The organism is Tetragenococcus solitarius NBRC 100494 (assembly GCF_001544195.1).
In the GTDB taxonomy this organism is placed as follows: domain Bacteria; phylum Bacillota; class Bacilli; order Lactobacillales; family Enterococcaceae; genus Tetragenococcus; species Tetragenococcus solitarius.
Window position 1 is genome coordinate 1 of the sequence record NZ_BCPY01000041.1, and the last position, 19,471, is coordinate 19,471.

At 34.8% G+C, this 19,471-nt stretch carries 19 protein-coding genes; 2 read left to right on the forward strand and 17 right to left on the reverse strand.

The annotated features are described in order from the left end of the window. Positions 1-61: 61 nt before the first annotated feature. The 17 genes from TS1_RS10240 to TS1_RS10320 form a co-directional block, all read right to left on the reverse strand. On the reverse strand, positions 62-361 hold the full coding sequence (locus TS1_RS10240) for a hypothetical protein (RefSeq protein ID WP_068710415.1): 300 nt from the start codon (positions 359-361) through the stop codon (positions 62-64). Positions 362-531: 170 nt separating this feature from the next. Then, positions 532-1,737 carry an NAD(P)/FAD-dependent oxidoreductase gene (locus TS1_RS10245; RefSeq protein WP_068710416.1) on the reverse strand — a complete coding sequence of 402 codons (1,206 nt, stop codon included), beginning with the start codon at positions 1,735-1,737 and terminating at the stop codon, positions 532-534. Positions 1,738-1,941: 204 nt separating this feature from the next. After that, the gene (locus TS1_RS10250; RefSeq protein WP_068710417.1) at positions 1,942-3,348 is read right to left on the reverse strand and encodes an aldehyde dehydrogenase family protein; all 1,407 of its coding nucleotides are present in this window, start codon (positions 3,346-3,348) and stop codon (positions 1,942-1,944) included. 106 nt (positions 3,349-3,454) lie between these two features. After that, the gene (locus tag TS1_RS10255) at positions 3,455-4,090 is read right to left on the reverse strand and encodes a YdhK family protein (protein ID WP_068710418.1); all 636 of its coding nucleotides are present in this window, start codon (positions 4,088-4,090) and stop codon (positions 3,455-3,457) included. An 89-nt stretch (positions 4,091-4,179) separates the two neighbouring features. Continuing rightward, positions 4,180-5,046, reverse strand: coding sequence for a sce7725 family protein (locus TS1_RS10260; protein WP_068710419.1), 867 nt, complete (start codon positions 5,044-5,046; stop codon positions 4,180-4,182). A 3-nt stretch (positions 5,047-5,049) separates the two neighbouring features. Next, complete coding sequence (locus tag TS1_RS10265; RefSeq protein ID WP_068710420.1) at positions 5,050-5,718, reverse strand: hypothetical protein; 669 nt, start codon at positions 5,716-5,718, stop codon at positions 5,050-5,052. A 66-nt stretch (positions 5,719-5,784) separates the two neighbouring features. After that, complete coding sequence (locus tag TS1_RS10270; protein WP_068710421.1) at positions 5,785-6,546, reverse strand: YibE/F family protein; 762 nt, start codon at positions 6,544-6,546, stop codon at positions 5,785-5,787. Continuing rightward, on the reverse strand, positions 6,543-7,571 hold the full coding sequence (locus TS1_RS10275) for a YibE/F family protein (RefSeq protein ID WP_068710422.1): 1,029 nt from the start codon (positions 7,569-7,571) through the stop codon (positions 6,543-6,545). Before TS1_RS10275 ends, TS1_RS10270 begins: the two co-directional genes overlap by 4 nt. Positions 7,572-7,695: 124 nt before the next feature. Further along, on the reverse strand, positions 7,696-9,051 hold the full coding sequence (locus TS1_RS10280; protein WP_068710423.1) for an NAD(P)/FAD-dependent oxidoreductase: 1,356 nt from the start codon (positions 9,049-9,051) through the stop codon (positions 7,696-7,698). A gap of 16 nt (positions 9,052-9,067) precedes the next feature. Next, positions 9,068-10,489: a helix-turn-helix domain-containing protein gene (locus TS1_RS10285; protein WP_068710424.1), complete on the reverse strand. Its 1,422-nt coding sequence runs from the start codon at positions 10,487-10,489 to the stop codon at positions 9,068-9,070. A gap of 18 nt (positions 10,490-10,507) precedes the next feature. Then, complete coding sequence (locus TS1_RS10290) at positions 10,508-11,236, reverse strand: class I SAM-dependent methyltransferase (protein ID WP_068710425.1); 729 nt, start codon at positions 11,234-11,236, stop codon at positions 10,508-10,510. 55 nt (positions 11,237-11,291) lie between these two features. Further along, a complete protein-coding gene (locus tag TS1_RS10295) occupies positions 11,292-12,200 on the reverse strand; it encodes a hypothetical protein (protein WP_068710426.1) in 909 nt (302 codons plus the stop codon). After that, on the reverse strand, positions 12,197-13,072 hold the full coding sequence (locus TS1_RS10300) for a viral A-type inclusion protein (RefSeq protein WP_068710427.1): 876 nt from the start codon (positions 13,070-13,072) through the stop codon (positions 12,197-12,199). The genes TS1_RS10295 and TS1_RS10300 overlap by 4 nt, the downstream gene beginning before the upstream one ends. Positions 13,073-13,358: 286 nt before the next feature. Next, positions 13,359-13,871, reverse strand: a complete 513-nt coding sequence (locus TS1_RS10305) for a GNAT family N-acetyltransferase (protein ID WP_068710428.1) — start codon at positions 13,869-13,871, stop codon at positions 13,359-13,361. 14 nt (positions 13,872-13,885) lie between these two features. Further along, positions 13,886-14,824, reverse strand: coding sequence for a dihydroorotate oxidase (locus TS1_RS10310; RefSeq protein WP_068710429.1), 939 nt, complete (start codon positions 14,822-14,824; stop codon positions 13,886-13,888). Positions 14,825-15,129: 305 nt separating this feature from the next. Further along, complete coding sequence (locus TS1_RS10315) at positions 15,130-15,465, reverse strand: metal-sulfur cluster assembly factor (RefSeq protein WP_068710430.1); 336 nt, start codon at positions 15,463-15,465, stop codon at positions 15,130-15,132. Positions 15,466-15,575: 110 nt separating this feature from the next. Then, positions 15,576-17,924, reverse strand: coding sequence for a helicase C-terminal domain-containing protein (locus TS1_RS10320; RefSeq protein WP_068710431.1), 2,349 nt, complete (start codon positions 17,922-17,924; stop codon positions 15,576-15,578). Between the two features lie 142 nt (positions 17,925-18,066). Between TS1_RS10320 and TS1_RS10325 the strand changes: the two genes are divergently transcribed. Together TS1_RS10325 and TS1_RS10330 are read left to right on the forward strand one after the other, a co-directional pair. Continuing rightward, positions 18,067-18,690 carry an MBL fold metallo-hydrolase gene (locus TS1_RS10325; RefSeq protein WP_068710432.1) on the forward strand — a complete coding sequence of 208 codons (624 nt, stop codon included), beginning with the start codon at positions 18,067-18,069 and terminating at the stop codon, positions 18,688-18,690. Between the two features lie 16 nt (positions 18,691-18,706). Then, positions 18,707-19,402, forward strand: coding sequence for a histidine phosphatase family protein (locus TS1_RS10330; RefSeq protein ID WP_068710433.1), 696 nt, complete (start codon positions 18,707-18,709; stop codon positions 19,400-19,402). Positions 19,403-19,471: the final 69 nt, after the last annotated feature.

The following is a 19,471-nucleotide window of genomic DNA, read 5'->3' on the forward strand; positions in this document are numbered from 1 at the left end:
AAAAACGTTAAATCTCTTAATGTTATACTATCATTAATAAATCCTGTTGAGTAGTTGACGATTAAAGTAAACTTGGAGCAAACGCACTAATGATGACTGTCATAAGTATGACGAAGACAACTGAAAGTAGAACAAAAAGGATTAGATAACCACTAAATTCCGAGTTTTTTTGATAAGACAAAGCTTTAAAGCTACGTTCGTTAATCAAATAATAAACTGTTGGAACAATTACAAGTACCACGAATAAGCTCCATAAAATATTGATCCAATGAAAATTTTGGAAAAATAAGTAAACAATCATTAAGAAACTACTCCAAAGAAAAATCTGGTTGAAAGTAACCTCTTTTCTTTTTCGTGACATTGGTACACCCCTTTTTCTCACTTACATGTTGAATTAACCATAACCTTTTTTACTCATAAAAATCAATAAGCAGTTGTAAATCTCTTTTTTATTCATTTGAAAATAAAAAAACAGATTAACCGTGTTTTGCCGATTAACCTGTTTTTTTAAAATGAATTTATTTTGCTAAGTTATTTATTTTCCTTAATTGAACCTACCAATTCGTCTGTATTAGCCGGTGGATTGGCCAATAGATTTCTTACATCGTCTAAGTTGACGTTAACATTCCAAACCAAAACGCCAACAAGCTGTTGATCTTTTAAGAAGTAAACGATTGTTCCCTCTTCGCGCTTGTCAAATATTTGCGGTAAGGATGGATGAATGCTCCCAATGGCTTGCCATGAAATAGAAAAAATATTGGAATAGAAATAAGGAGTGTGCGTGTAAGGTTCATGCGCTCCAGCCATATTTCTGCCCACTTGTTGTCCGGAATTTCTGGCATGGTCTACGTGTTCGATTCTTTGACGACCTAATATTTTATCAGGATAATAAGCAATGTCACCAGCAGACCAGATGGAAGGATCACTCGTTTGTAGATATTCATCTACTTCAATACCATCTTCAGCTAATTCTAAACCACTCGCTTTGGCAAGAGTAAGGCGTGGTGTTACCCCCAAACCTATGACAAGAGTATCCCCTTTTATTTGTGATCCATCATCTAACGTAACGACAAGTTGGTCTTTTTCCCGTTGATAAGACTCAGCTTTTTTGCCATTGACTAAATTGACACCGGCTTTTCTAAAAGTATCTTCGTACTCAGAGGTTATAGCTTCAGGAAATTGATTTTCACCCAAAACTTTTTCTGGATAAATCATGGTGACTTTAGTGTCATTTTGTATCAATGCTGCAGCAAGCTCACTTCCAATATAACCACCGCCGACTACAATAACATGTTTGTGATTTCCACTGAATTGACGTAATTTGCGGTAATCAGCCCAGTCTCTAAAAACAATGACGTGCGGGTCATCAGGTCCATCAATTGTTGTAGGCTCACCACCTGTGGCTAATAATAACTTATTATAATGAACAACGGTGTCGTCTCCCAATTGGATTGTTTTACTTTGGCGATCGATTTTGTTGACTGTTGTATTAAACTTAAAGGAGACATTGGGTTGCTTTTCAGCCCCAACTTTTATATTTTCTTCTGTAAATTCATCATCCAGCCATAATTTTTTACTTAAAGCAGGGCGTTCATAAGGAACATCCGCGTCTTTTGAAACAACCAATACGTCCCCACCAGTGTCTTTTTCTCGTATACCATTGATCGCATAACCTGCGACCATTCCGCCACCTACAATCACATATTCGTAGCTATTATTATTTTCTAAACTGCTCATTTTATTCCCTCCATAAAACCTTTATTTATTTCTTATAACTTTATTGTAATACAAAAAAGACAGATATAAAAAAATATGGATTACTTTTCTATATATTATTGCGGTTCCGTTTAGAATTTTATATCCAAGATAACAACCAAAAAATACGCCAAATAACACAAGAATATCGTTATCTAGCGTATCATTGCTCAGTATTTAGTCAAATTATTTAAATAGTGCTTTGACTTCTAAATAATCTTCTAAACCATAAAGTCCGTTTTCGCGGCCGATACCTGATTGTTTATAACCACCAAATGGAGCTTTTGGTGAACGGGCACCGCCATTAACCGTAATATTTCCTGTTCTTAGTTGACGAGCAACATCCATCGCTTCTTTTTCAGGGCCTACTACAGCACCAGACAAACCATAAGAAGTGTCATTGGCAATTTTAACAGCTTCTTCTTGTGTATCATAAGTGATAACAACTAAAACGGGACCGAAAATTTCTTCTTGGGCAATCGTCATATCGTTCGTAACGTCTGTAAAGACAGTTGGCTCGACAAAGTATCCTTTGCGGTTGAGTCGATTACCTCCAAGAAATACATTTGCTCCTTCATCTATACCTGTTTGAATGTAATCCAAAACAGTATTCATTTGATCTTCAGATACCATAGGTCCTACTCGTGTATCATCTTCAGATGGATCGCCTACTTTGATATCCTTATAATAGTCCTGGATGACTTCTTTGGTTCTTTCAAGTTCATCTTTTGGAACTAATAAGCGAGTTAATGCCGAACAAGTTTGACCTTGATTATCTAAAACAGTGCTTGCAGCTGACTTAACAGCTAGTTGCAAATCGCCGCCTTTAAGATAAACCATCGGAGATTTACCGCCTAATTCAAGGACTAATTTTTTCACTGTGGTTGCAGCATTTTCATACAGTCCTTTTCCAACGGCTGTTGACCCTGTAAAGGAAATAACAGCAACATCTGGATGTTTAGTCAAATAATCTCCTGTGTCACTACCGCTACCTGTAACCAAGTTGAAGACGCCTTTTGGCAGTCCTGCTTCTTCAATAATTTCAGCATAGATGATTGCGGTAAGTGGTGTATTCGTTGCTGGGTTGACGACTACAGTATTTCCAGCAAGTAAAGCTGGCGTAATTTTACGTTGAATTTGGTTCATTGGATAATTCCAAGGTGTTACGCAAGCAACTACACCATAACCTTCTTTAATAATCGTTGCATTATCAACTTCTTCTTCAAATTTAAAGTCTTTAAATTCATCTAACGTTCCTTGAATTTCGTTTAATGATTGTGGCACTTGTCCATTTTGAGCAAATGTTTTAGAAGCGCCTAATTCTTGCACCATCGTATCAGCAATTTCGTCTTGGCGGTCTTCTATCCCCTTTTTGATTTTTTCAATATATTTCGCACGTGTTTCAGGAGAAGTATTATTCCATTGTTCAAAAGCCGCTTTTGCAGCTGCGACTGCCTTATCTACATCACTGTGTGAAGCTTTTACTACTTTTGCAATTACTTCTTCGTTTGCAGTGTTAATCACATCTGAGTAGTCATTTGATTGTGCTTCTTGCCATTGTCCATTGTAGAATAATTTGTCGTAAGTTTTCATGAAGTAGTCCTCCTTGAACTTTTTAAAGCTTTGGTAAGCTTCAATTCCATTGTATCAAACCGAAAAAAACGCTTCAAATATTTCATTTCGTTAAAGCGAGAGGTACTTATTCTTCATTTGGACCTAGTTCATCTTCTGTCACCCACTTATGATTAGTAAATTTTTCACTACCATCTGCTGGTTCAAAATCGATCATATAAGCAGGTCCATCATGGGTACCGGTAATCACAGCCTCTTGACCTTGCATTCCAGCCATATGATCTGCTTTAAGTGTTGCTTTGTCACCTACTTCAAAATCATCTGAATCACTGTCAGATTCCAGCTCCTCTTTTACAACCCATTTATGATCTTTCATTGGTTCATCACTACCTTCAGGCGTGAATGTCACTTGATATAATGTAGTATCGTAGGCGCCTGAAACAGTAGCTGTCACATCTTCCATAATGTCCATATGAGCATCAGTAACTTTTACTTTTTCTCCTACCGGGTATTCAGGATTATCTGCGTCTTGCATATTTTCAGGCTTTTCTTCGTTTCGGTTGTGTTCCATTTCCATATCCTGATGATTCATATGTCCACTAGATTCTTCCATGTGGTGACTAGAATCATCCATATGACTCATATGTTCACTTTCAGATGAGTGATTCTGGTTTTCTTGACTAGACTCCCCACTGCTGCAAGCACCTAACAATAGTGCTGAGGTGAGCAAAGTAACCAAAGTAAAGATTTTCTTTTTTTGCATCTCTTTCATCCCCTCATTTTTTGATTTACACAAAATACAATTACAATATAACACTATCGTTTACGAATGTAAATTTAAAAGATACAAGCTCACCCGTCCTTTTCTTCTAGATAACGACTCATTATCTCCATATGATGCATGACCGCAGCCTTACGCATGACTCCCAGGCCGGGAAATTTTTCTTTTTCTGCATAATCAAATAATATAGTCAAACCTGCGGTCATCTTTTCTTTAGCTAAAAATTTTTGCCACGTTTTAACTTCTTGCATTAATACTAGAAATTTTTCTTTTTGAGAGGGCAAATCTTCTGGAGATAAGAAATGATGAATCCGTAATGTCTTTTGATCAAAATAAACAATGTGTAAGCTTAATAGCGGGGACGGATATCCTTTCTCATAATAAATGCGACTATCAATTGAAAAATCGCTAAAGCCCGTAAATCCTCTTTGTTTGTAAATTAGGTGATCGTTTGAAAAAAATTCATCTGTTTTCTCTTGATAAAAACTTGGTTTGGGTAGACGAGTAAAATGGTCTACAGATAAAACTTTTTCTCCTTGCACTGTATTTAATAAACGAAATTCTGGTGGAACAAGGACTTTTTTCTGGTTATTGGACCAATCACTTGTTAAAGCCGCTGAAGGTTGATTAACGATCCATAGGTCAGCATTTTTTTCTATCGTTTCTAAAGGCTGATCTACTATTAGCGCTTTTTTAGCAGAAAAAGATTGAAGCGTCAGATTTCCTGTTTCGGTATTAAAATCACCTACTTGAGGGTTTTCAATTAAATAAATAGGATAATGTTGTTTTTGGGCTATTTCAAAAAGTTTCTGTAAAGCAGTTGTATGTTTTACAGGCTCAATAATCGGTTGTATTTTTTTTGACAATAAATTTTGTTCCAAAAGGGCTCGTAAAGCCAAAAGGTCAAATTGTTTTCCTCTAAAATAAGGATAATACATGATTTAATCTCCTTTAAAAAGGCGTTGTTCTAACTGAAAATAAGCCGCCCGCGTTGCTTCTAGTTCCTGTTTTAATGCTTCGACTGTTTGGCTTTGTGTTTCTTCAATAAAACGATCGTAGTAATTAACACCGCCACCAAATAAGTCATATTCTGGTTGGCGTTTTTTCAATTCTTGGTAGATTTGTTTTGTACCAAATACTCGTAAACCTCGAGCAGTTTTTTTGGCTTTGCTTACTTCTCTTGCTTGGGATGTAATCAGCCGATAGAGTAATTCTTGTTCGTTGACTAGCAGTTCTTGTTTTTGTGGTTTTTTCTCCGTAGTAAAAAAGCCAGGAACACCCAAATCATCTGACAAGTAAGGGTGGTAAACAAGGACGCCGATATGAGGAGGAATTTCTTTTTTTACAGCTGTATAAAGGTTTTCTGGTAAAACAAAATAATTATAATGACCGATAAAGGATAATTTTGCTTTAGAATGAAAGTCAGCCTTGTTCACTTTGAGCTCATAACAGCGCCATTCAAACTTTTGGTTGCTATCCATATGGCAGCTAAGAGTATCTACGATTCCTTGCTCATCGGGCATAGTAACTTCTTCAACTACCACAGCACCACTTTCTCTAATAAAAGAATACAGCGATTCTTCCATTTGTGTTGTTAAAGATGTTTTCATTTTGTTCTCCTTGCAATCTGATTATTCTAAGCGTCGGTTCGAAGTAAAGAAACAATAAAACGGCTATCAGTTGGCTTTTTTTCGTAATAAATAACGACAAGTGATGATTGTTGTAAAGGGTAATACAAATGCAACACTAATACTTGAAAGAATAATAACGGCAAACTCAAAGACAAAGGCTTGTGAGTTGATCATTTCATACCAAGGGATAGCCAAATCTTGAAACCAAAAAATAAGAGCTAGACCTGTACTAATAAAAGCAAATAAAATGGTATTTACGGTTGAATTTAAGATATTTTTTACTACAGACATACTGGATTTGTATAGTAATTTCACATTTAATTCTTGCAAACGCTGCTGGTAAATTTCGGCTGTAGCACTGGCAATCGACATACTTCCATCGATCAAGGCGCCTGAAACTCCTATTAAAATGACAGAGACACTTAATTGGGTAAAAGAAATAGGAACATTAAGATCTAATGTTGCAAGCTCTTCTAATTCCTGTGAAGAAAAACCTGAAATTGATAATTTTTGAATTAGAGGAACAAACACAACAGATATAACGATTAAAAAAAGAACTAAGCTATAAAAAGCCGCTTTTGTCTTTTCGTTCCATCCATTTACGTAACCCAAGGTAACTAGACTATTTAAAAGAATATAAGTAAAAGACGCAATGTAAACGGGAATTTGACGATATAAACAAAAAATTAAAATAAAAAACAGTAAAATATTCATGAATAAGCCGCTTAATGCGTAAAAAGATGACTTTCCTAAAATGAGTACAATTAATAGAATAAATACCACTAATAAGCTAGTAATAACATTCATTGTTTGGCCTCCCGTCTACTTAATTGAAAGAACAGAAGGGAAAATGGAATTGAAAGTAAAATGCCAAAACCACCGCATAAAACACGGACAAATTCTAGTGACAATAACATGCTGACTGTTTGAGCAAAAGGCCATCCGTTATGTAAGTAAATAAGCATCATTGGAATGGCACTGCTAAAATAAGAACAGACCAATACATTAATCATTGTCGAACTAATGTCTGCGCCGACATTTTTTCCTGAATTTATCAGCTGATTGAGTGTAACGGCAGGGTTTTTTAGTTCAATTTCTTCCAAAGTCGAAATGACAGTAACAACAGTGTCTAACGAAGCACCAATGGCTCCTACAAGTAGCCCAGATAAAAATATCGGTCGATAAGGTCTAGTTAAAACGCCCATATCTTCAAAGCGCAACCCTTTGTCGTTGAAAATCTCCATGGCAATAAAGCAGATAAAAAAGGCGCTGAATACGGTTAAAAGGGTCGCAAAGAACTTTTGCAAGCTATTTTTTTTAATACCGTCAATTAAAAATAAGGTTACTGCAATTGAAAGCACGGTATAAATTGCAGTAAAAAAGACTAACGAAATATTCGTAAAGTTACGATAGATTGCTATGATTAAAAATAAGGCTGCGCTATTTAAAACAACACTGATAAAGGTAGTAATTCCGGTTTTTTTCCCCACAAATATTAAAGTAAAGAATAAAAAAGCGACCATAAAGAAAACAAAACCGTCGCGCTTTTTCTCTCCTATTTTTTCTTGAGAATAAAATACTTGTTCACCTTTAGAAAAATGTGTTGTATCCAATTCATTTTTACGATACTTAGCTGTTAAATGAATGTCTTCTCCTTTATCTTCCCCATTCATTTTAGTCGCTTGTATTTTTTGTTGATGCCCTTCTACTGTCACTTGATTAATTTTTGCTAAAGGTTGATGATATAAAGGCCCACTTGCTAGTTGTATGCCAAAACTTACAATGACACAAAAAACAAAAGCGAGGATGCCTCCGATTGCTTTTTTACTCATGGTTATACTCCTATCATTTACTTATTCAACCACCAATATTAAAACAACAAAAAGGATAGAACAAGAAACAAACGCCTTATTTTAAGAAAAAATAAGTAGGAGCAACAAAAAGTTTGTTGTTTTTTTATTTAGCAAGTAATCCTTCCATGGCCAGATCATTTAAAAAATGTAAAGGCAGAGATAATTTTGGATTAAAATAAAAATCCATGGTTGTTAGTTGCTTTAAATCCGCCTTCATAGTAATTAAAGTAGATAATATATTGATTATCTCTACTTGTTCTCGACTGTTAGTCATTAATTGTCCACCCATAATCTGTTTACTCTTTTGATCGAAGATAATTTTTAGCGTTAATTTAAAATTATCTTCTTTTACAAACAAATGTTTTTGGGAGTAAGTTTTAGCAACAGAACTCACTTGAAAGCCATAATAAGGCGCTTCTTCTTCATTAACCCCTGTACTAGCTAGATACATCTGAAAAAGTTCGGTAGCTACTGTTCTTTGTACTTTTGGAAAAGGAATTTTTTCTTTTAATAGGATATTTGAAGCAGCGATGATACCACTGCGATAGGCATTAGTAACCAGAGGAACATAAAGCAAAGAAGAAGACGCATTAAACGCAATCGAAATCAAATCCCCTGCAGCATAAATCGCTGGATCAGAAGTTTGTAAATATTCATTGGTACTTATGGTTCCGTCTTTATTTATAGCTAAACTTTTATCAACTAAAGAGATATTTGGTCGTGGATTGACGGCAGAAACAACTGCATCGCAAGCGATCATTTGATCGTCAGTTAAAACTACTCCATTTACAGTGTCTTTTTTATCTAACTGAATTTCTTTTACGCTGCTATTTAGCAGAAGGTGTACATTCTCTGGCAATTTTTCAAGTAATTTTTGTGTGATCTCATGGTCAAAGTAACGGAATAAAATGTTATCCATGCGCTCAATTAAGTAAATTTCTTTTTTTAATTTTGCTAAAGATTCTACCAATTCAAATCCGATGAGACCCGCTCCGATAATGACTACCTTGCCAGCAGTGCACAGGGTTTTAACCGCTTGTTTTGCTTGAGGCAGAGTCTTATAATTAATGATTTCATGTTCGGACCGTAAGGGTAAATATGTTTGGTATTGACTTGAACCCATAGCCAGTATCAAATAGTCGTAAAAGATTACCTTTTCTGTGGACTTTTTATCTCTAGTCGTGGAGATAACCACTTCTTTTTTCTCGGTTTGAATTTTTATTGCTTCTGTGTTTAACAACACATTAATTTTTTCAGCTAACAGTTGATCAAATGTCGTTGTTTTTGCTTCGGATAAGTCGGTAATTTCTCCTTCTAAATAAAGATTCAAACTACTTCCTATATAGCCCAAAATGGTACTGCGTTCAATAATAACTACTTCGACGTTAGCATCAATTTTTTTTAAATGTCTCGCAGCCGCGATTCCTGCATGCGAACCACCGATAATAACTACACGCATTTTTTGAATCTCCTTTCTAATTTCCTTCAATCATCGCTTTGGCCGCTTGTTTTAATCGTTGTTCTTCAAACGAAGACAACGTTCCTGTTAAAAGATAGAGGCTTTTATAATCAAATTCCTGTACATCGGAATGCGAAAAGGCAATTAATAAATCGTACCTTCTATTTTCAGCTTTCTCTACTATAATATGAGACATTCCTGCCAGTGATTGCTTGATAAAGCGAAATGTTTCTTCGGCTTGTAAGGACTCATCATCTACCACACCCACAAGCAATTCTTTTTGTTGCCGTCTTTGATAGATATCCCAAATTAGTCCATAGGAATGATCAAGCATCTCCCATTGAGCATGGGATACATCACGAGAGAGTTTTTTTTCCACCACCGACATACATTGATTCATCGTTTGTGAGTCAATATCAGATAAAAGTAGAGTTCTTTGTTCATTAAAAATAATTTCCCCATTGTAAAAGGCAATTTTTATATGATTTTGTAAAAGAAAGACGGCAAAAGTTGGATCATATCCCTTTTCTTCAGTAATGATTTGATAAATTTTTTTGTTAATAGATAAGAAATATTGAACAAGAGCGGATAACTTCCACCATTTACTTTTTTGTGGTAAAAGTCCTTCACTGATAAAAAATAGAAAAAGATAAACAGCTTCGTACTCCGTTTCTGATAATGCAAAGCGACTTAGAAAACGTGTCATGATATTTTTTAATTCTTGATAGAAAGGGTCTTGTTCTAATTGTTTCATCATATCTACCGGAATTTTTTGTTTGGGTACTTGTCGATAGTCTAAGCGACGTTGTAAAATATGCAAACGCAAACTTAACAACTGATTTTGTCTTTTGTTGAATTGAAAATGAAAATGGTCTTCTATCACCTGCATTAAATTTTTAATAGAAGGGTCTGTAACTAACATCTTTAGATGACTTTCTGGAATAGCACCTTTAAATAATTGAAAATAAAAAAATTGAATCTGCAGCTCGCTGCCATACAATTTCTTATTTTTAAATTGTAGATCAAATTCTGCTAATAAACGATTAATGGTTTTTAATCGTCTAAATATAGAAGCTTCGCTCAAATTGTTTTTAAAAGCAAGCTTTGTGATAGAAATTTCTTTTTCCTGATAAATATCGGTTAATAAATTATAATTTATAGCTTGCTCTAAATATGTATACAGAAACTTTTTGACTGAAAAGTCATTGGGCAAATCCAACTGCAAGAAGTCACTATTTTTTTTCGCTAAAACAGCTTTTTGGTCAAAATCTTGTAGGCTGTGAGTCAATGTTGAAATTCCTTTTTGCAATGTTGGATAAGACACATCTATTTGCTCAGCAAGTTCTTTTACTTTAATCGTTTTTTCATTACGTAAAAAATAGACTAAGATTTTGACTTGAATTTTTTGATCTTTATCGAGTAAGTCCATTAATTGCATCTTTTCACCTCGATTTTCTTATTGCTTTACGCGGTAACAAAGTAGTTCAAAAGTATAATGGGTTGTGTTTTTGATTTCTTTTTTTCCTTGAAATAGCTGTTTCATTTTTTCGTTTAACTCTGTTATTGACAATTCGTCTGCAAAATATAAACGAAAAAAAGCAGCGCTGATTTTTTCATCAACTGTATAATGAAAAGTTTTTGAGTGAAAGGAGTTTTTTAGCCATTTTTTATAAGTAGACATCCACGATAACTCTTCCGGCTTACCATAAAGTTTTTCCTCAATAGGAGAAAATAGCAAATCTTCTTCTTGTACAAGGCGTAAAATACAGACGTACTTTTTGCTAACACGGATGACTTCTTTTAATTGTTCTATTGTTGTAAGCGCTGGATTCATCGCACTAAAAACTAGATCAAATGAGCGATTCTGTGTTTGTGCTAAAAAAGCCTGTTGACTGCTTTCTACTAAAGATAGATTTGGATACTTGTAGTTGTCTGCTGCAATTTGTAACATACTAGAAGATAAGTCGACTAATACATATTTTTTTACATAAGGGATAAAATAAGAAATATACTTTCCGCTGCCACCCGCTAAATCTAAGAAACTTTCTTGAGGTAAAAGTGCTTGTCGTTGTAAATAAGTGACTACATCTTGTTGAATGGATAATTGAGATTCCCTTTGGATAGCAGTATATTCTTTAGCAAAGTCATTCCAAAATTTTTTTATCTCATTTAAATCTTCATACATACATTTCACCTTTATTAATGAAAAAAGTCCGGAAGGTTTTTCCAGACTTTTCTACTTATTCTCGGACAATCAGAGGTACAAAAAATGGATAGTGCGTGAAAAAATCCAAAATTGAACGGCGTCGATTGTTTGAATCGATAAATAAATGCGTTCTATTTTTCTCCGATTTTATAAATACATTTTGTTCCTGATTTAATTTTACTTGATAATTGTCTTGTCCAATTTTATCAAAGTCATATTCGGTAGCATCCATTGTTGTTATAAAGATGGCATCTAAAATACGAGTTTCTAAAGGAAAGTCGCTTTCTAGATTTACTGAAAGAGCTCGAGTGTTATCTAAAAGACTTGGAGATACGTCAAATCCAAGTTGTTTAAAGTTTGCTAACAGACGATTTAAATCATAATTGATAAGAGTGAGTTGATTGCGAGAAAATATCTTTTCTGAATACCATAAACGAATCAATTCTAATACTTGACGTTCGTCTACTGTTGCTGTCATCTTTTGTAAATCTAGTAAAATCAAGGGCATAAACTTCGCTTCAAAGCGCGGATCAATGACGTTCATTTTAAAACTTAAAGCTAATTCTTTTTTATCAGTTAATTGATATTTCACTAAAAAGTATTTTGCCTGCCAAACGTTATAATTGCTTGTCTGGTTCAAAGTGGTATCATTTAGCGGTTTTAGTAATTCATAAGTAAGATACGACAACAAGCTCGTTTTAGCAATTGTTGAGATAGCAGCATCAGTGATAATTAAACGACGGTATTCACTTAATAATTGAGAAAAATCATTTTCCAATAAAGTTTTACGTAAGCGCAAATCAGCTAGCTCTTTTTCAGCTGAAGCAATCCACGAGACGATTTCATCATGACTTTGAGCTTTTTCTTGATAGTAAGGATCTGTTATCCGATCATTTTGCTTTGTTTTCTGGAGTTGTCTAGACTTATTTTCCTTTTCGCTCATGCCCTATCCCCTCCTTTAGCTGAATCTAAATAAGCAGTTAGAAAATCTTGAATCTCTTGGTTCATTGCTTTTAGTGAACCAAAATACTGTTGGATTAAGCGAAACTCTTTTGTGACAATCGCTTGTTTTAGTCGAATATCGTGATGACTTTTCATCAATTGTTCTTTTTGCTTATTTGTTTTACTCTTATCTTCAATATAAGGCAGCCAGCCTTCTCTTTTTTCTTCTAATGCTTCTAGTTTATTATCTAGCTCCTCAATTTCTTCTTCTGTTTTATTGCGGTTAAATAACCCTTTTGTATTTTCTACCGAAGCCTTTTCGCTTTCTATTTCTTTAATTTGCTCATCGATTGCCTCTACTTCAGATTCAGCAGCAATCAAATTTGCATCTAATTCGTCCATTTGATTTTCGATTTTATTTAAGGCATCGCGCTTACCTGGTGCAAATTCACGCCACTCTTTATCAATTTTGGGTAAAATAAATATTTCTGGCACACTAGCATCAATAGCAATAGTTGGACGCTCACGATAGTAAGTACCTAATTGATAATAATTTATTGTAGGAGAAACTTTTTGTACATGATAAATAAAAGGAAAAGCTTGTGTAAAACTATTATGAATCTTTTGGGCTAAAAGCTCATCGATTTCATGGTTTTTATTTGAGGTTTTTTTCAACTCTTCATGTAATTTTCCCTTATAGATACGGTAAATTTCAGCTATATCTTCATTTTGGATGGCCCTTTCAAAAGCTTGCAAGTCTTTTAGCATTGAGCCCACATTTTGAAATGCCACTTCTTTGATTTCATCAAAACTTGGACTTTGTAATTGATCTGCAGAACCTTTGTTATTCTCAGGTTTCTTTTGTTCTGCCATAATAATAACCTCCTCTGCTTTTCTTCCTCTTATTTTACCATTTTTGCTGTAAAAAAGAAGGTTTGTGTTCAGTAATATTTTAGTTAAGAAATACACAAATTAATAACTTCCTCAATAAAAATCATATCAAAAATAACTAAGAGATGCTATTTTATTTTTAGTTCTTTAAAAATTCCTATTAAATCCCTATCATTGTAAACAAAAAAGCTTTTTAATAAGCAAATCTCCAAAAACTAGCTTTTATATCTAATTTTGGAAGAGAGTACTATATAAGTAAAAGAGATTTTTATTCGTTGGTTAAATATTGATAAGCCCAGCGATCGCCATAAGGAATGGGGAAGTTCACTTTTCCCCGATAAGTAAAACCAGCATTTTTTATCGCTTTTTGCATTCCTGCATTTAAAGGATAGGTATCGATACGTATATCGTTAAAACCGAGTTGTTGGCTCGTGTTAATTAAATAAAGCAACATTTTTCGAGCCATTCCTTTGCCTGTTAACTGAGTGCTAACCACGACACGATGAATGGAAACGTAAGGCTCCTTTCCTTCCCACTCTCCATCTTCAATAGCTGTATAGACTGGATCAACACCTCCTATCAAGCTTGCATAAGCGACTATCTTTTTCTCGTCTAAAACATAACCATTGCCGTTTTTAATATCTTGTTTAACTTGCTGTTCAGTGGGCCCATAGCCATTTTGCCATTGCGGTGAACCTTGCTCTTTAAGCGACTGAATACCTTGGGCGATTAAATTCATAATTTCTGGAATATCTTGTTCTTGAGCTTTTCTGAAATTCATCTTCCACTACACCTCTAATGATCCTCTAGCGTTTTTAATTTCCCTTGAAATTGTTGAATATCCGTATAACCTTTCGTTTTCATGATAGTAGTTAGTTCATCTGAAATTCTAGCAAAAACTTTAGGGCCTTCTTTATATAGTTGTGTGCCAATTTGTAGCATTGAGGCACCACATAGAATATGTTCAAAAGCATCTAGACCAGAAGTAATTCCTCCAGTCCCAATGATTTGAATAGATGGATTTAAACGAACATAAAAAGCTCGTACATTTGCTAAAGCAGTCGGTTTGATATATTGACCGCCAATACCTCCGAAACCTTCCTTGGGTTTAATAACTACTTGCTCTTTTTCTGGATTAATGATCAGACCATTCCCTACTGAATTGATAGAATTAACAAAAGTCAGAGGGAATTTATTTAAAATGGTGGCCATCTGATCAAAATGGGCAATATCAAAATAAGGGGGTAGTTTTACCCCTAGCGGTTTAGTAAAAAAAGAAAATACTTCTGTTAAGATTTTCTCTGTCATATCAAAGTCATAAGCAACTTGAGGTTTACCTAAAACATTCGGACAAGACAAATTTAATTCCGTAAACCCGCGAAAGTTACTATCTTCCAGTTTCTTTAAGGTTTCAATATTATCTTGCATACTCATACTAGCGACAGAAAAAAAGACGGGCGTAGACGTCATTTTTTGACGTTTATCAAGATAATCAAGGTAATAATCAAAACCTAGATTAGGTAGCCCCATCGAATTGATACTCCCGAGATTCGTTTCATAGTATCTTGGTTCCGGATTTCCCTGTCTTTTTTTCTTTGTTACACTTTTGGTTACGAATGTACCTGCCTTTGAATTAGCTAACTCGTCCAATTGTTCTGCCGACATACAATGCACGCCAGAAGCATTCATCAAAGGGGATTGAAATGTATAATCATGAAAAGTTGTCTCTAACATGGCTTTACCTCCTATGGTAACTGATAATATTTGATAGTAGTTTATCTAACCTGAAGCTAAAAAGCAATAAGGGAAACAATTTTTATCGTTTATATGTTAACAAGTCTTACCAATGATTGAGGGATGTTGTTAAGTGTTTGCTTATTTTTTTATTCATATTAAAACCGCTTGTTCAAGTTCTTTTTTTGGCGAACTTGAACAAGCGGTAGAATGTTTTTACTGTTCTTATAAATCATAGTGTTGATTTATATATTTAGTGTTTGTTTTCTAAACTTGATTTCTAAATTAAAGTAAAAGACTTTTATTTATCTAATTCCTAATGCAATCCGTGCATACCGGCTTAATTTATCTGGCGTCCATGGTGGATACCATACCAATTTTACATCGACTTGATTGACTTCAGGGATTTCATTTAATGCTCCCATAATTTCTTCTGTCAGAATATCAGCGAGCGGGCATCCCATTGTTGTAAGCGTCATCTTAATTTCTGTATCGCCAGTTGTATCATCAAATTCAACATCGTAGATTAAACCTAAATTGACAATATCAATTCCCAATTCTGGATCGATTACCGTCTCCAGTGTCATCAAGATATTGTCTTTAATTTCTTTGATTTCATCTTCAGTTCGGCTAACTCCCATTTTGTCGCCCCCTTACCTGCTCTTTTAAACAAATCATAACTTGTTTTCTTTCTTTTGTAAATATTTTAACAATCTTTTGCTTCTTTTAGTATGAGTCTGTATATGGAAAATTACTTGGTTTTTTGCCAGAAAGATTGCAGTTCTTGTGTTAATTGCCGCTGGTTGTAACAAACTTTCATATTGCGCCAGTGTGCTGGAAATAACTGACGATACTGTTTTGTTGTAAAACGTTGGTCTAAAAGCAAAACAATGCCCTTATCGTCTGTATCACGAATAACTCGACCAGCAGCTTGTAATACCTTATTCATACCCGGCAGACGATAGGCATACTCAAAACCTTTCCCCTCTTTTTCTTCAAAGTAGTCTTTGATTAATTCTTGTTCATGATTCATTTGAGGCAAACCAACACCTACAATAATACTGCCAATAAGTCGAGAACCTTTTAAGTCAATGCCTTCTGAAAAAATGCCCCCTAAAACACAAAAGCCTATTAGAGAACGCTCAGGTTTTTTCGTAAATTTTACTAAAAAGTCCTCTCTTTCCTGTTCGTTCATTTGAGTATCTTGTAAAACGACCTGAATGTCAGGAAAAAGTTGACGGAAAACTTCATAGCAATTATCCAGATACTCATAGGAAGGAAAAAATACTAAGTAATTTCCTTTTTTCGCATTCACTGCTTCTGCAATCGCTTGAGCAATCGGATAATAACTAGTACTCCTTTTTTTGTAGGTTGTTTGAATATAGTTAGCAATCAGTACCTGTTGATTTTCTTCTGGGAATGGACTTGGTAATCGATAACGTAGAGCCTCGCGATTTCCTCCTAGTACTTCTTGATAATATGGCAGAGGAGTCAAACTGGCAGAAAAAAGCACACTTGCCTTGCCTTTATTAAGCGTGTCAGATAAAAAAGGTGCTGGTGACATGCAAAATTGGCGAATTTCTACATCATGATATTTGATTTTTATCATCGTTTCGTATGTTTCATTATATAATTCACTGATTTTTAAAAATTGTAAAACTTCAAAATAAAGGTCTAAGACTTTTTCACTTGCCGGATTTTCTGGATTAGCTGCCAACCATTCTTTCGTTAGTTCACTAAAGCGTAATAAAAGTTTAGTCAGTGTTTCAGCTGGTGCTTTTTGATGATGAAAATTCCAACCATCCTCTTGAGCTATTTGTTTGATAGAAGTAAATTCTTCATCAATTTTGCGTAGACTTCTTTGAATTTTTTTATCGTTTTTTGAAAAACTTTTAATAACATTTTTAAAAGACTGATAATGAACTGATGCTGAATACATCTCTTTCGAACGATTTACTAGGTTATGCGCTTCATCAATCAAAAAATAATAATCTTCATCTGTATTTTCAAAAAAACGACGAAGATAGACTTTAGGATCAAATAAATAGTTATAGTCGATAATGATAACGTCGCAAAAAAGGCTAGCGTCAAGTGATAGTTCAAAAGGCGAAAGTTGATGCTTTCTGGCATAAGATTCGATTACAGCGCGAGTCATTTGGTTTTCTTGGTGCAAAAGATCCCATAATCCATCGTTGATACGGTCATAGTAGCCTACCGCATACGGATTCTCTTCTGGACTTTTATCTTGTTCTTCTAAAAAAGAAATTTTGTCTTTAGCAGTGATCGTAATACTTTTTAATTGAACACCGTCAACCGCTAAAGTAGCCAATGCATCTTGTGCTGCTTGGCGTGTAATTGTTTTAGCTGTCAGATAAAAGATACGATCTGCACGATCTTCGCCCAGTGCCTTAAGCGCAGGAAAAAGTGTAGATATGGTTTTACCTACGCCTGTAGGAGCTTCAACAAACAATTCTTGATCATTGCGAAATGTTTTATAAGCTGCACTCGCAAGTTCACGCTGTCCTTTACGAAATTTGGCAAAGGGGAAGGCTAAGTTTGTCAGTGAGAAATTTCTTTTTTTGCGCCAATCAGCCTGAAAAACTAGCCATTTGTGATATTCCTTAATTAAATCGTCAAAAAAATCTTTTAAAAAACTCCAATCGTAAGTACGTCTTTTTTGCGTTATTTTTTCTTCAACCGTTTGGTAGTAAGTTAATTGTACTTGAATTTCAAACAACTCGTTTTGCATGCAATAGATATAAGCATAAACCATGACTTGATAGTAATACATTTCGATTTGAGCTTGGCTTAAGTCTTCAAAACGTACTTCTGAAGTTTTGATTTCATCAATCACCCATAGTTGATCTTCTTTGAAAACACCGTCTGCCCGTCCTTCAACAATAATTTTGTCGTTATTAATCGTTGTTTCTTCCTTTAGAAAAACTTCTTTTTGGTATGTATCCCCTGCCGCTTTTTGTAATTTTCTATGAATGCGCGCGCCTTCTTGTGCTGTATGGTTACTAATTTTTCGTTCATCTAGATTTCCTTTTCGCAAAATAAATTCGACGAGCTTTCTTACAGAAATTTTCTCATCAAGCATGCTTTCACCCTCTCTTAAACCATTATTATAAAATATTTTGTTCTTTTTTAACAGGGAATAAAAAAAACATTTTTCTTCTTTGTTTGTATGCATAATTTACGTTATACTTAAGTTACTATCTTGACAAAGGAGGCTAGCCTTTATGCATGTAGCGCGTATAGTAACAGGCGACCTTATGGAAAACTGTTATCTCATATGGCAAAAGCAATCTCTTTTGATTATCGATCCAGGAGCCAATGCAGCTAACATTTCTCAACAAATTACACAAATAGGCGCAACGCCTGTTGCTATTTTATTAACTCATGCTCATTATGATCATATTGGTGCCGTCGACGATTTGCGGGATGAGTTTCAAGTTCCTGTCTATATAAGCCCTTTAGAAATCGAATGGCTGCAACGTCCTGCGCTGAATTTATCAGAAAGTTTATCCAAGGAAAAACAAGTACTTGTCCGGCCGGCGGAATATAAATTAGAGTTGCGTGAATATACTTTAGCTGACATGTCCTTTAAGGTCGTTCCTACTCCGGGACATTCAATTGGCAGTGTGAGTTTTATTTTTGATGGTTTCGTTGTTTCCGGAGATACTTTATTTCATGGCAGTATAGGTCGAACAGATTTACATACAGGAGATTTCGAGCAGTTACTTCACAGCATTACTTCTCAGCTGCTTGTTTTACCAGATCATTATAAAGTATATCCAGGGCATGGACAGACAACTTCGATTGCTTATGAGAAGACAACAAACCCTTTTTTGAAAATTAATTAACCAAGGAGTGGAAAAAATGACAAAAACAGAATTATATGTAGTAAGACATGGTAAAACAATGTTTAATACTGTTCAACGGGTCCAAGGTTGGTGTGACACCCCTCTTACCAAAACGGGCGTAGAAGGTATACGCTATTTAGGAGCAGGTCTAAAAGATATTGACTTTAAAGAGGCTTATTCTAGTGATTCTGGGCGTGCGATTGAGACAGCACGGCTGATTTTAAGTGAACATCCTAAGGGCTCACAAATCCCTTTTCGTGTAGATAAACGTATTCGTGAATGGTGTTTTGGTTCGCTAGAAGGCGGTTATGATGCCGAAATGTGGGGTGTTGTTCCTCGAGTTTTAAATTTTAGCAACTATGATGAAATGATCGATAAAGAAACAACCTTTAAAGAAATTTGTCAAGCAATTTATGATGCCGATACAGCCAATTGGGCCGAAACCTATGAGGAGCTAAGTTATCGTGTACGTACAGGCTTTGAAGATATCGCTTATCGTATAGAAAAAAGTGGCGGTGGTAAAGCATTAGTTGTTTCTCACGGACTTACAATCGCGTTTTTATTAAACTTAATTAATGAAGAAAGCAATGTACGAATGGACTTAGCTAATGGCTCTGTTACTCGTTTAACCTATGAAAACGGCGACTTTAGTTGTCAGGAAATCGGCTCGACTGATTATATTGCAAAAGGGAAACAATCGTTACAATTATAGTAAAGATTGATACAAATAAAAAGTATAAAGCAAGTTTAAAAACTTGCTTTTTTTATTGAACCAAAATTT

Excerpts from the sequence above, each read along its gene's own strand:
- TS1_RS10240 (WP_068710415.1), bottom strand. The coding sequence starts at position 361 with ATGTCACGAAAAAGAAAAGAGGTTACTTTCAACCAGATTTTTCTTTGG.
- TS1_RS10245 (WP_068710416.1), bottom strand. The coding sequence starts at position 1,737 with ATGAGCAGTTTAGAAAATAATAATAGCTACGAATATGTGATTGTAGGT.
- TS1_RS10250 (WP_068710417.1), bottom strand. The coding sequence starts at position 3,348 with ATGAAAACTTACGACAAATTATTCTACAATGGACAATGGCAAGAAGCA.
- TS1_RS10255 (WP_068710418.1), bottom strand. The coding sequence starts at position 4,090 with ATGCAAAAAAAGAAAATCTTTACTTTGGTTACTTTGCTCACCTCAGCA.
- TS1_RS10260 (WP_068710419.1), bottom strand. The coding sequence starts at position 5,046 with ATGTATTATCCTTATTTTAGAGGAAAACAATTTGACCTTTTGGCTTTA.
- TS1_RS10265 (WP_068710420.1), bottom strand. The coding sequence starts at position 5,718 with ATGAAAACATCTTTAACAACACAAATGGAAGAATCGCTGTATTCTTTT.
- TS1_RS10270 (WP_068710421.1), bottom strand. The coding sequence starts at position 6,546 with ATGAATGTTATTACTAGCTTATTAGTGGTATTTATTCTATTAATTGTA.
- TS1_RS10275 (WP_068710422.1), bottom strand. The coding sequence starts at position 7,571 with ATGAGTAAAAAAGCAATCGGAGGCATCCTCGCTTTTGTTTTTTGTGTC.
- TS1_RS10280 (WP_068710423.1), bottom strand. The coding sequence starts at position 9,051 with ATGCGTGTAGTTATTATCGGTGGTTCGCATGCAGGAATCGCGGCTGCG.
- TS1_RS10285 (WP_068710424.1), bottom strand. The coding sequence starts at position 10,489 with ATGCAATTAATGGACTTACTCGATAAAGATCAAAAAATTCAAGTCAAA.
- TS1_RS10290 (WP_068710425.1), bottom strand. The coding sequence starts at position 11,236 with ATGTATGAAGATTTAAATGAGATAAAAAAATTTTGGAATGACTTTGCT.
- TS1_RS10295 (WP_068710426.1), bottom strand. The coding sequence starts at position 12,200 with ATGAGCGAAAAGGAAAATAAGTCTAGACAACTCCAGAAAACAAAGCAA.
- TS1_RS10300 (WP_068710427.1), bottom strand. The coding sequence starts at position 13,072 with ATGGCAGAACAAAAGAAACCTGAGAATAACAAAGGTTCTGCAGATCAA.
- TS1_RS10305 (WP_068710428.1), bottom strand. The coding sequence starts at position 13,871 with ATGAATTTCAGAAAAGCTCAAGAACAAGATATTCCAGAAATTATGAAT.
- TS1_RS10310 (WP_068710429.1), bottom strand. The coding sequence starts at position 14,824 with ATGTTAGAGACAACTTTTCATGATTATACATTTCAATCCCCTTTGATG.
- TS1_RS10315 (WP_068710430.1), bottom strand. The coding sequence starts at position 15,465 with ATGGGAGTTAGCCGAACTGAAGATGAAATCAAAGAAATTAAAGACAAT.
- TS1_RS10320 (WP_068710431.1), bottom strand. The coding sequence starts at position 17,924 with ATGCTTGATGAGAAAATTTCTGTAAGAAAGCTCGTCGAATTTATTTTG.
- TS1_RS10325 (WP_068710432.1), top strand. The coding sequence starts at position 18,067 with ATGCATGTAGCGCGTATAGTAACAGGCGACCTTATGGAAAACTGTTAT.
- TS1_RS10330 (WP_068710433.1), top strand. The coding sequence starts at position 18,707 with ATGACAAAAACAGAATTATATGTAGTAAGACATGGTAAAACAATGTTT.